Source organism: Pseudoalteromonas sp. SWN29 (assembly GCF_015864465.1).
GTDB lineage: Bacteria > Pseudomonadota > Gammaproteobacteria > Enterobacterales > Alteromonadaceae > Pseudoalteromonas.
The window spans coordinates 46,321-59,030 of record NZ_JADYXE010000020.1 but is presented as its reverse complement, the minus strand read 5'-3'; the positions used below and the strand labels follow the sequence as shown (position 1 = coordinate 59,030).

Below are 12,710 nucleotides of genomic sequence, written 5' to 3'. Positions count from 1 at the left end.
GTAATGTTTTTATAGGCGCAAAATATACATTATGCCTAAAAACAAATCGTTACACTACAATAGCTCACCCTTAGGAAATTAAAAGTGCTCAGTATTTCTTTCGAACTCATTTTGCTTATGGCGCTGTGCCTAAGCCTCGCCACTATTATGCAAACTCTTAGCGGGTTTGGCTTTGGGTTACTAGTGGTTGCAAGCTTTACATTGCTTGATGTATTGCCGCTTACAGCAACTACATTTTTAGTAAGCTTATTGGGTTTGGTTAACTCTACAACCGTGGTGGTTAAAAACCGCAGCTCGGTAAAAGTACCCGAGCTAAAACTTATGTTGTATACCGGTATTCCGTTAATGCTGGTAGGTTTTGTGCTGCTTGAGTTTATGTCGTCGCATTTAACGCACTATTTAAACTTTATTTTAGGCGTAAGCATTCTATTGTGCTGCGCTTTAATGCTGATTGGCCGCGATCGTGCTAATAAACAAAGCCGTCCTCGTTCGTTTTTAATAGCCGGTGGGGTAAGTGGATTACTTGGAGGGTTGTTTTCAACCTCTGGGCCACCGCTTGTGTTTCAGTGTTATAAGCAAAGTTGGTCTATTGAAGCTATTCGCAGTACGTTATTAGCGGTATTTACTATTGGCGGGCTAGTACGTGTAGGTATCGCTTTATTTGGTACTTTGCCAGAGCTCGACATTATGTTTTTAATTGCAGCGGCTATTCCTTTAGTGTTGCTAGTTACGCATTTTGCTCGTAAATTAACGCCCTACGTAGACGCTAAATGGATACGCATTATAGCTATTACGCTGCTAGGACTGAGCGGCGTATCGCTGGTGGCTACATCGGCGCCGGGTATATTTTAAAAATCGCGATGTAAATAATTCATCTTAGGGTTATTTACATTGACATGGGGATTACAATTATTTAACTTGTGTCTTATACAAGACTAATAATTGGTTAAGGAACTCCCATGAATGCATTTGAATTACGTGAGCCAGACTGGAACGCAATAGAGCCAGCACGCTTAACCGCACCGCCAAAGTTACAAGGTAATGTGCTGGTTTTGCCCACTCAGTTTGGTGATATTAGCGTAACGATAAGCCAGTTTGGTTTACGTTTAAATGCAGGCACCACACATGACGAGCAGTTTAAAATATTAACCACAACCCCATCAGAATATCCCCTTACACTTAGCAAAAACAATAATGATTACAGTGTAAGCGGTGGCGAATACCGCCTAGAATTTTACAGCGACCCTTTTCATTTCAAATTTTATAAAAACGATGAGCTAGTACAGCAATCAGCAACTGATGGCCACTTTGTACGCCAGCACCGTTTACCGCCACTAGCAAAAACCGATAACGGCTGGATTTTAAGCCTTGAGCTTAACTACGATGAGGCCGTGTATGGCCTTGGCGAAAAGTGGGGCAAGCTTGATAAACGCGGCCAACTTATTCGTTCATACAACCACGATGCGCTGGGTGTTAACGCCGAAAAGTCTTATAAAAATACCCCGTATGCATGGAGCCCAGAAGGCTGGAATTTATTTGTACATACACCCGCGCCTGTTACCCATGGCGTAGGTTATGCATTGTGGTCGCAACGCGCTTATGTATGTTTAGTTGAAGATGACGCGCTAGATGTCTTTTTATATCAAGAACAAACACCTGCTCAAAGTATTAACCGCTATTGTGAACTAACAGGCTTTGCACCGGTGCCACCGCAGTGGAGCTTTGGTGTTATTTTATCAAAAGCGTATTACAAAGATGCCGACGAACTACTTAGTGTTGCCCGCGAAGTACGCGCTAAAAAAATGCCGTGCGACGTAATTACCCTTGATGGCCGAGCATGGCAAGACACCGACACTCGCTTTGCCTTTGAATGGGACCCAACACGCTACGCCGACCCAAAACCAGTGCTTGATGAACTAAAAGCGATGGACTTTAAAATTTGTGTGTGGGAATACCCGATGATCTCGGTAAATAACCCATTGTTTGCTAAAGCGGCCGAAAACGGCTGGCTTATAAAAGACAAACGCACAGGCAAAGCGTATCAATACGAGTGGGATTTAAGTCCATTTGGCGAAGTACTTACGCCGCTGCCAGAGTCGGGTATTTTAGATTTTACGCACCCTGATGCTTACGAATACTGGCTCGAATCGCACAAGCCATTGTTTGAGCTTGGCGTAGATATGATAAAAGCAGATTTTGGCGAGCAGCTAGAAGACGAAAATATGGTATCGCACAGTGGCGACAGCGGTATAAGATTACACAACGTTTATAGCATGTTGTACAACCGCTGCGTTTATGAAGCCGCCGAAAAATACTGTAAAACAGGGCCATTTTTATTTAGCCGCTCAGCATGGACGGGCAGCCAACGCTTCCCTGCACAGTGGGGCGGTGACCCACAAGCCGATTGGCAAGGTTTAGCGGCGAGTATTCGTGGCAGCTTAGCGTGGGGTATGTCGGGCGGACCGTTTTTTGCAACCGATATTGGCGGTTTTTACAAAGACACTCGCGACGCAGAGCTTTACGTGCGCTGGGCGCAAGCCTCAGTATTTAGCGCACACATGCGCTTGCATGGTATTGGCCCTCGCGAACCGTGGTCTTATACTGAGCAAGCAAGTGACGCGGTATTTGCAGCACTTAAACTACGCTACCAACTTATTCCTTATTTAGAACAAAGTGCAGAGCAAGCGCAGCAAACCGGTTTGCCGATTCAGCGTGCAATGGCACTGACATTTCCTGATGATGTGCTAGCACATAGCTTTGATCAGCAATTTATGTGCGGTGAAAAATTACTGGTTGTGCCATGTGTAGTACCAAAAGGTAAAGTGAAATTTTATTTACCACAAGGCAGCTGGATTCGCTTTCCTGATAAACAAGCTTACGAAGGTGGTAAGTACTACGAGCACACACTCGCACTTGAAGAAATGGCAGTATTTATGCGCGAAGGCGACAGCCTAATGCTTGGCCCAGAGGTTCAACACACAGAACAAGACATGAGCCAATTAACGCCATGGCCTAAATAAAATTCGGCTTAATAAAAAACACACAACACACACACAACACACATACAACACACACAATAATAAAGATATTAGCTTACTTTTTACCGAGTAAAGTAAGCTAAAAGGGGCGCAAGATGGAAGGTATGAACATTACCATGACACTGCTATCGTGCTTGGCGTTTATGGCGCTGGTGGGATATATCTCGTACCAAAAAACCAAAGGGGAAGTTAATACCCAAGACGGCTATTTTTTAGCGGGTCGTGGGTTAACGGGTACGTTTATAGCAGGGTCGATGATCCTCACTAACTTATCGGCAGAGCAACTTATTGGTCTTAATGGCTCAGCCTATGGTTACAACCTAAGCTCAATGGCGTGGGAAGTAACCGCAGGGATCTCAACAATCATTATGGCGTTGATCTTTTTGCCGCGTTATTTAGCGGGTGCGTTTTCTACCTTACCTGAATTTTTACGGGATCGTTTTGACGATACCGTACGGCGCATGACGGTGATCTTATTTATGGTAGGGTATTGTTTTATAACGATCCCCTCAGTTTTATACTCAGGATCAATAGCCGTACTTAGGCTGTTTGATGTACCCACCTTATTAAATATGAGTTACGAAGCAAGCCTGATTGTCACCATTATTACAGTGGGCTCAGTTGGCGCAATATACGCTGTTTTTGGCGGTTTAAAGGCGGTTGCGGTGTCGGATACTATTAACGGTGTTGGGCTACTTATTATTGGTATTTTAGTGCCAACACTGGGTTTAATTGCATTGGGTGACGGGAGTTTTTCAGAAGGATTAAGCACCCTTGTAAACACCGATACAGAAAAGCTCAACGCTATTGGCAGCAGCGACGATCCTGTGCCATTTGGCACTATTTTTACAGGTATGATCTTAGCTAATTTGTTTTATTGGGGCACCAATCAGTACGTGATCCAGCGTACATTGGGCGCTAAAAACTTAGTAGAAGGCCAAAAGGGCGTGTTGTTTTCAGGGTACTTTAAAGTGTTAGTGCCGTTTATGATGATGATCCCAGGCGTTATTGCTTACCATCTTTATAAACACGAAAGCCTGCCCACTATCGATTTAGCTTATCCACATTTAGTAAAAGAAGTACTTCCACAGTATTTGTCTGGGTTCTTTTTAGCGGTGCTACTAGGTGCCGTATTTAGCTCGTTTAACTCACTGTTAAATAGTGCAGCAACCTTATTTTGTTTAGACGTTTACAAACCAATGAAAAAAGACAAAGTAACAGACAGCCAACTTATAAAAGTGGCTAAAATTACCAGTATTATTATTGCCGTATTATCGTTTATAACCGCGCCATTATTGATGTTTGCACCTGAAGGCTTATGGCACATAATTCGTGTATTTACAGGTTTTTACAACATTCCGGTCATCACAATTGTATTGGTAGGTTTGTTTACTCGAAAAGTGCCTGCACTGGGCGCTAAAGTCGCGATTATATTCCATATTATTGCCTACACCTTGCTTAAATTTGTATGGGATGTAGACATTAACTTTATTCATATTTACGCCATTTTGTTCATAATTGAATTGGCAATAATGCTGGGTATTGGTTACTACAAACCACTTAAAACACCATGGCAATTTACACGCAAAGCCGAGGTAGACCTTAATCCTTGGAAGTACGCATTGCCTTGCGCCATCGTATTAGTAGGCCTAATTGTTAGCTTATATATATTGTTTTCTCCGCTCGGATTAGTGGGTGGAACCAGTGTGTACTTTGTACCAAGTTTAGTTGCTGTTTGGTCTACTGTTTTAGTGCTTAGCTGGTGGAGTGTACGTCGTTGGCAGGTTCGTTACGAAAATAGCTTAGCGCGTATTGGGGCTAAAAACGCCGCATAACGTGCGGCTATATTCTATACACCAAACTTAAATCACATTTAATTCACATAATGTTTGCATTAGTAAGATAGTTTGTTTAAATTTAAAGCTCTTATATAAGATATAAGAGCTTTAAGGAAAGTATCACACACACTGACACCGCTTTTTAGCAACTCACACAATTGCTAGCGCGGTACCACACAGCACACGCACAATATGGAGAATGACATGAGAGCTAAAAAGTCCGTCTTAAGCTTGGCAGTCACGTTAGCAATGACAACCGGTTTAGCGCTTAGCGCGCAGGTACATGCACAGCAAGAGCAAACCGAACAAGAACAACAAAAAACAGAAACAGCTAAAAACGATACATTTGAAAAAATAGTCGTTACTTCACAAAAAAGAACGCAAAGTTTAAACGAAGTACCTGTTGCGGTATCGGTACTTAATAGCGATCAAATTAATTCAGCTTTTGCTAATAACATGGAAGGCTTACAGTCACTTGTTCCTTCGGTTAGCTTTAGAAAAGGCACCACAACACGTAACTCAGCGCTAACAGTGCGCGGTATTGGTACTATTTCATTTAGTATTGCTGCCGAGCCAAGTGTGGCAACTGTTGTTGATGGCGTGGTACTTGGCCGCTCGGGTCAAGCCTTTGCCGATTTATACGACGTAGACCGCATTGAAGTATTACGCGGGCCACAAGGTACGTTATTTGGCAAAAACGCCTCAGCAGGTGTGGTAAATATTACCACTAAAGATCCGTCGTACGACACAACCGGCAGCGTAGAAACCTCGTTTTATCAAGATAACGAATACCGTTTTAAAGGTGTTATAAGCGGCGGTTTAACCGACGATTTAGCCGCTAGCTTAACGGTATTTAAAGGCAAGTTTGACGGTTACATTGATAACGTTTACAACAACGAAAAAGTAAACGGTTATGACCGCGAAGGTGCACGTGCTGTATTTAAATACGAGCCAGAGGACGACTTAAGCGTAAAATTTATAGCTGAATTTTATAACGCAGACGACGATTGTTGCGCCGACTTAGAAGCCCTGCCAAGTGGTCGTAATCCTGATTCAAAAGCAGCGCCAAACAGTAATGGTATTGTTGATGGCGTAGCCGATATTGACCTAGACCAACGCAAAGTAGACCATGATTACGAGTCGCGCACAATTGACGAACATAGCGCGTTTTCGGTGCAAGTTGATAAAACAATTGGCGACTATACGTACACGTCAATTACAGCGCAGCGCTCATGGGATAATACCGAATACCGCGAAGGCGACTTTACCTCTATTGCTGGCGACAGCAGCGAGCCAGTATTTGGCGCGCCGTTTCAACTACATGATATTGGTGCACAGCAATGGGATCAGTTTTCGCAAGAGTTTAGAGTTACATCAAACCTAGCAGGGCCATTTAACTATGTTGCTGGTTTATTTTACTGGAACATGGATTCACAACGTAACTTTACTCGTGATGCAAGTTGTCAAAACAATGGTGGCCAGCTTGATAGCGCAATGGCTTTTTACGCGCAAAATAACTTATCGGGCGCAGAGCTTGATGCCGCACTTGCTGATTTAGAAGGTTACACACAAGGGCTAGGCGTTAGCTGTAACGCAAACGATATTGTATCGGCCACTGCTTTTATGAGCACAGAATTTAACAACTGGGCAGCCTTTGCCGACGGTACTTACGATTTATCTGAAGATTTACGCGTATTATTTGGTATTCGTTACACCGACGATGAAGTGTCTTACACGCATCGCCGTGTAAGCAATGATGTATATGGCCGCACCGGTGTAGGCGTACGCCCAGCAACACTAAATACCGATGACGAAGGCAAAGCAGAAGAAACCAACGTATCGGGTCGTTTAGGTATGCAATACGATTTAGGCGATGGCCAAATGGTATACGGTACCTACTCGCAAGGTTACAAAGGGCCTGGTTTTAATATTTATTACAACTTTAATCCAGACACCGACAGCCGCGAAATATCGCCAGAAGAGTCTGATGCTTACGAAATTGGCTACAAATACGCAAGCCGCGAGTTTGTGTTTAACATGGCACTTTTCAGAACAGAAATTGAAGGTTTTCAAGCTAACAACTTTGACTGTTCAGACGGCACCTGTATTACCCGCTTAACAAACGCGGGCGATGTAAGCACACAAGGTGTTGAAGTTGACTTTATGTGGGCTGCAACAGAGTCACTAACGCTTACCGGTGGTGTCGCTTATATTAAAGCCGAAATTGACGAGTTTAATTGTCCGGCAGAAGTAGCTGCAGGTTCGTGTACTGACCGCTCTGGCTTAGATGTTCCATTTTCGCCAGATTTAAAATACTCACTAACAGCTGACTACTTTATTGAAACTGAGCATGGCTTTAACGTACACATAAATAGCTCATACATTTACACCGACGAGCAATACTCAGACTTGCCAGATAACGTAGGCGAGTTTAACCCAGCGTCGTTACTGCCAGATTACGGCATTTTAAACGCAAGTGTTGGCTTATCGTTTAAAGATGATGCGTTTAGAGTATCGCTTATTGCTAAAAACTTAACCGACGAAAGCTACGCAACTACCTACAGTGGCGATAACTTCCGTTACCAAATACCGCGTGATGCAGAGCGCTACTTTGGCGTATCGTTTAAGGCGCGTTTTTAATATTTAAATAATTACATTTAATAATTTCCCTGAAAATAAGCGCAACGTTTTACACGTTGCGCTTTTTTAATCAAAACAATCCTTTTGTATGCTTTTTAGGTTTTTTTGTAAATTAATTGTACAGGTGGGCGTTGTTGTTCTATCTTTTTTGTACCTATTTAGGTTCAATTATTAAGGATAAAAATGAAAACTATATTAATTACTACAGGTATTATTTTGGCATCTATTTTTTCTGCACAAGCGAGTGCAGACCAAATGGAATGTTACGTAGATACTCAAGCATATGACCAATTTACTCCTAATCATTGTTTTGCTGTGATTTATGGTAAAAGAACAGCTACAGCAGTATTCAGAGTGGTAGGTAATGGCTCTGACATTGATAGTGTTGTTTGGTCAAATGCTGCGTCGTCTTGTGGCGTATCGGGTACATCATGCTCATTCTCGATAAAATCATTTAAAAGTAATAAAGCAGAAGCAACGGTATTATATACAGATGGTACTTGGAGCAAAGTTTCTGCAACGGCTTCGTTTGAAGATGGTCATTAATAAAAATAATAACGTTTATTGAATGAATAAGCGCAACGTTTAACACGTTGCGCTTTTTTATTTTTGTGACTTATTTTTGTAATAGTTTAGTCATTTTACTTTCATCAAAATTACCTTTATCAGTCACATCTGTTTTCTATAGTGCAGCGGTTGATCTTTTTTGTGTTTACACATTTCAAAAAATAACCACTAAACAATGGGAATTACGGATGAAAATTAAAAAAGTCGCTGCGGCAATCGCGCTAACGTTAACGTTTAGCGCAGTGAGCCATGCTGATGTACTACCGCAAAGCCAAAAAGACAGCAGCTGGTATAGCGCTGCGCAAACTAAACTAACAACAAAAACAGCACAAGCGCAGGCTACACAAGCCACTAAAGCTAAAAACGTCATTTTATTTGTGGGCGATGGTATGGGTATTTCTACACTTACCGCCGCGCGCATTTTACAAGGGCAGCGTAATAACCAATCTGGCGAAGAAGGTTATTTAAGCTTTGAAGAGTTCCCATACTCTGCACAAGTTAAAACGTATAACGTAGATGCTCAAACTCCTGATTCAGCAGGCACGATGACGGCTATTATTTCGGGTGTAAAAACCGATGTGGGCGTTATTGGTGTAGACGAAGATATTGAACGCGGCGTGTGTTCAACAGTGGCAGGTAACGAGCTAATTACCGCGACTGAATTGGCTGAAATTAAAGGGCTATCTACCGGTATTATTTCTACAGCACGTATTACTCATGCAACCCCTGCTGCCACATATGCTAAATCGGCTGACCGTAACTGGGAGGACGTATCAGATATGCCAGAAGATGCAGTAACGGGTGGCTGTGAAGACATTGCATCGCAACTGGTTAACTTTGAAAAAAACCTAGAAGCACGATTTGTAGGGACCGACGTAGACGGCCTTGATTTTGTAATGGGGGGCGGTCGTCGTCACTTTTTACCAAAAGACGAAACAGCTAACTCAACAGATGCAGTAAGTGCTATAGAAGGCGACCGTACTGACGAGCGCAACTTAGTAACTGAGTGGCAAACACAATACCCAGATGCTACGTACGTGATGGATCAAACAGGCTTTGATGCAATAAGCGATGACGCCACTAAAGTATTTGGTTTATTTAACGAATCCCACATGCAATACGAAGCTGACCGCGCAAACGATGTAGCGGGCGAGCCTTCACTTACCGATATGACCACTAAAGCAATTGAAGTGCTTGGTAAAAACGATAATGGATTTTTCTTAACGGTTGAGTCAGGTCGAATTGACCATGCGCACCACGCGGGTAATGCATACAACGCACTTAACGACACCATTGAGTTTGCTAAAGCCGTGCAAGCAGCGGTAGATAACACCAATCCAGAAGAAACCCTTATTTTAGTCACCGCCGATCACAGCCATGTATTTACTATTGCAGGCTATCCTAAGCGTGGTAATCCAATTTTAGGTCAAGTAGTTGCAGTAGGTGCAACAGCACCAAGTTTAGCCGCCGACAACATGCCCTACAGCACAGTAGGTTACGCAAATGGTTTAGGCTTTAGAAACTTAGGCGACGAGACAAATGCTGATGCAAGTTACACAAGTGCTGCTGTTGCAGGGCGTGTTGAGTTAAATGGCGTTGATACAACAACCCCAGGTTTTCACCAAGAAGCAACCGTACCGATGGGTTCAGAAACACACGCAGGTGAAGACATATCTTTACATGCTAAAGGTCCTGGTGCTCAGCTAGCACAGGGCGTAATTGAACAAAACGTTGTATTTCATCTAATTAATCAAGCTCTTGAACTAACTCAGCAATAATGGCGGCTAACATGAACAAATTAACGGTACTTTCTTTGGCAGTAATGGTCGCGCTAGCTGGTTGCTCGAGTGACGATAACAAAAGTGAAAATAATATTATCGCAGTAGATAATACTATTGCAGTGGGCTCTGAGCAGTGCATTAATGGCGGAGTAGAGACGCAAGTAGGCGCAGATACCAATAATAACGACGTGCTAGATAGCGACGAAGTTAACTCAACTAATTTAGTGTGTAATGCACCTGCAACGTCGTTAACAAGCGAGCAGCTAGCCTCACTCACTAGTAATACTTGGTTTAGTGAAGCACAAACAAAATTAGGTGCAGCGCAAACAGCCAGTAGCAACATTGTTACTGAATCAGGCAAAGCTAAAAACGTAATTTTATTTGTTGGCGATGGTATGGGTATTTCTACCATAACCGCAGCACGTATTTTAGCGGGTCAGTTAGAAGGCGAAATGGGTGAAGAACACCAGCTAAGCTTTGAAACTATGCCTTTTTCGGGCTTTGTAAAAACATACAACGTAGATGCACAAACGCCAGATTCGGCAGGCACTATGACCGCAATGGCATCGGGCGTTAAAACCGACGCAGGCGTTATTGGTATTGATGAAGCGGCTGAACGTGGTAATTGTGCATCAGGTAAAGGGCACGAACTTGTTACCTCGTTAGAGCTTGCTGAAATTGCAGGCAAGGCAACAGGGATTATTTCTACAGCGCGTATTACTCACGCAACACCCGCTGCAACGTATGCTAAATCAGCAGAGCGTAACTGGGAAGATATCTCCGATATGCCAGAAAGTGCCGCAACATGTGAAGACATTGCATCGCAACTGGTTAACTTTGAAGCCAACTTAGAAGCACGCTTCAGTGGTGTTGATGTAGACGGTATTGACGTAGTAATGGGCGGCGGTCGTCGTCACTTTTTACCAAAAGATGCCGCGTTTAATTCAGCCGATGCAGTAAGCGCTGTTGAAGGGGATCGAACAGATAACCGCGACTTAACCGCAGAGTGGAAAACGCAATATCCAAATGGCACTTACGTAATGGATCAAACCGGTTTTGATGCAATAAGTGACGACGCCACTAAAGTATTTGGTTTATTTAACGAATCCCACATGCAGTACGAAGCAGACCGTGCAAACGATGTTGCAGGCGAGCCTTCGCTTTCACAAATGACCGAAAAAGCAATAAACGTGCTTGATAACAACGAGCAAGGTTTTTTCTTAACGGTTGAGTCGGGTCGAATTGACCACGCGCATCATGCGGGTAATGCTTATAACGCATTAAAAGACACTATTGAGCTTGCTAAAGCCGTCAAAGTAGCAATGGAAAACACCAACCCAGAAGAAACATTAATAGTTGTAACAGCCGATCACAGCCATGTATTTACCATTGCAGGTTACCCTAAACGCGGTAACCCAATTTTAGGTAAAGTGGTTGCAGTAGGTGCTACTGAGCCAAGCTTAGCTGCCGACGATATGCCATACACAACTGTTGGTTACACCAATGGTGGTGGCTTTAGAAACCTAGGCAGCGAGACCGATGCCGATGCAGGTTATGCGTTTGCACCAGTTACAGGGCGTGTTGATTTAACAGATGTTGATACAACAACACCTGGTTTTCATCAAGAAGCACTGGTACCAATGGGCTCAGAAACACATGCCGGTGAAGACGTAGGCGTTTATGCAATGGGGCCAGGTGCACACTTGGTAACAGGCACAAACGAGCAAAGCTTTTTATTCCATGTAATGGACTTTGCGGCTGATTTAGTTAAAACAGCAGACGAAAAAGTAACGCAGTAAGCCGCTCAAAAGCGTACTTTTTAAGTATATAAAGTACGCACGCAAATTGAGTATTTAAAAACAACTCATACCCTGTGTGAGTTGTTTTTTTATGTCATAAAAATGCCATTGTAAGTCGTTATTGTATGGCTATTACAGTGACGTTTAAATAAGAGATTAACTGATGAAAGTAGCATTATTTTTAATGGCAACCTTAGCAAGCACCAGCACATTAGCAACGCAGTGCGATATTAATGCCGAATATTTAAAAGCCGATTATAAAATTACCAACAGCCATAAAGCGCAGCAAAGTAATGATTCACTTACCCTTTGGCGGAACGATCAGCAAGTAGCGCATCAACGCCAAGTAATTACCGAGCTTTGGCAACATTTAGCTAATAAGCAAATTCGGCCTATTCGCTATTTTAATGCCCAGCAACGCGGTATTGAATATCAGCCATCTGAGGTACGCGGCGTACAAAGTTGGAGTGCTAAAAGTCAGCTGGTGGATAACCACCTAATCGAAAAAATGACCCTAGTAAACACCCAAAACACAGGCTGCGATGAAGTAAAAAACTACGAACTTACTGAAGGCGATAACCAATTTAAACTCGCTTTATTTACGCAATCAAACTTAGTTAAAACCTTTAACGTAACCAATAAAAAAGCCCAAACAAACACCGTGCTTAGCCTTAATAATGTAAGCAGTAATAAAGCAGAAATAACTGAACAGTTTGCCAAATGGGATCGCTTTCAAACCACCGACTACGCCGACATTGGCGATAACGAAAACGACCCGTTTTTAGCTAAAATGATAAACCTTGGTTTTATAGAGCACAGCGCCACAGGTTTTTATAACCAGCAAGGCGAGGCTATTGAAGGTGGGCATCATCACTAGGTTTTAAATGTTGTAGCTCATAGCTAAAAAATGACAGGCGGCTATGAGCTACAAGTATGTATTCAAAAATAGATTAATTTAAGCCATTCCCACCCAGGTAATACAACAAACACTTTCCTATTTTTATAAAACACACACTATCAGCCGCATAATATTTATAGTTGGTAATA

At 42.8% G+C, this 12,710-nt stretch carries 8 protein-coding genes; all 8 read left to right on the top strand.

Annotation, left to right across the window (positions count from 1 at the left end):
* The first annotated feature begins 84 nt into the window (after window positions 1-84).
* On the top strand, window positions 85-852 hold the full coding sequence (locus I6F53_RS09575) for a sulfite exporter TauE/SafE family protein (RefSeq protein WP_331458729.1): 768 nt from the start codon (window positions 85-87) through the stop codon (window positions 850-852).
* A gap of 107 nt (window positions 853-959) precedes the next feature.
* Window positions 960-3,020: a glycoside hydrolase family 31 protein gene (locus tag I6F53_RS09570; RefSeq protein ID WP_197239383.1), complete on the top strand. Its 2,061-nt coding sequence runs from the start codon at window positions 960-962 to the stop codon at window positions 3,018-3,020.
* Window positions 3,021-3,133: 113 nt separating this feature from the next.
* Window positions 3,134-4,873, top strand: coding sequence for a solute:sodium symporter family transporter (locus tag I6F53_RS09565; protein ID WP_197161077.1), 1,740 nt, complete (start codon window positions 3,134-3,136; stop codon window positions 4,871-4,873).
* A gap of 207 nt (window positions 4,874-5,080) precedes the next feature.
* Window positions 5,081-7,516, top strand: a complete 2,436-nt coding sequence (locus tag I6F53_RS09560; protein WP_197119537.1) for a TonB-dependent receptor — start codon at window positions 5,081-5,083, stop codon at window positions 7,514-7,516.
* Window positions 7,517-7,699: 183 nt separating this feature from the next.
* Window positions 7,700-8,062, top strand: coding sequence for a hypothetical protein (locus I6F53_RS09555; RefSeq protein ID WP_197239382.1), 363 nt, complete (start codon window positions 7,700-7,702; stop codon window positions 8,060-8,062).
* Window positions 8,063-8,271: 209 nt separating this feature from the next.
* Window positions 8,272-9,861 carry an alkaline phosphatase gene (locus I6F53_RS09550; protein ID WP_197239381.1) on the top strand — a complete coding sequence of 530 codons (1,590 nt, stop codon included), beginning with the start codon at window positions 8,272-8,274 and terminating at the stop codon, window positions 9,859-9,861.
* 11 nt (window positions 9,862-9,872) lie between these two features.
* Window positions 9,873-11,663: an alkaline phosphatase gene (locus I6F53_RS09545; protein ID WP_197239380.1), complete on the top strand. Its 1,791-nt coding sequence runs from the start codon at window positions 9,873-9,875 to the stop codon at window positions 11,661-11,663.
* 163 nt (window positions 11,664-11,826) lie between these two features.
* Window positions 11,827-12,540, top strand: coding sequence for a hypothetical protein (locus I6F53_RS09540; protein WP_197239379.1), 714 nt, complete (start codon window positions 11,827-11,829; stop codon window positions 12,538-12,540).
* Window positions 12,541-12,710 lie beyond the last annotated feature (170 nt).

Bases quoted from the DNA above. Each gene is read 5' to 3' on its own strand.
- I6F53_RS09550 (WP_197239381.1), top strand. From the start codon at position 8,272: ATGAAAATTAAAAAAGTCGCTGCGGCAATCGCGCTAACGTTAACGTTT.
- I6F53_RS09560 (WP_197119537.1), top strand. From the start codon at position 5,081: ATGAGAGCTAAAAAGTCCGTCTTAAGCTTGGCAGTCACGTTAGCAATG.
- I6F53_RS09565 (WP_197161077.1), top strand. From the start codon at position 3,134: ATGGAAGGTATGAACATTACCATGACACTGCTATCGTGCTTGGCGTTT.
- I6F53_RS09555 (WP_197239382.1), top strand. From the start codon at position 7,700: ATGAAAACTATATTAATTACTACAGGTATTATTTTGGCATCTATTTTT.
- I6F53_RS09570 (WP_197239383.1), top strand. From the start codon at position 960: ATGAATGCATTTGAATTACGTGAGCCAGACTGGAACGCAATAGAGCCA.
- I6F53_RS09545 (WP_197239380.1), top strand. From the start codon at position 9,873: ATGAACAAATTAACGGTACTTTCTTTGGCAGTAATGGTCGCGCTAGCT.
- I6F53_RS09540 (WP_197239379.1), top strand. From the start codon at position 11,827: ATGAAAGTAGCATTATTTTTAATGGCAACCTTAGCAAGCACCAGCACA.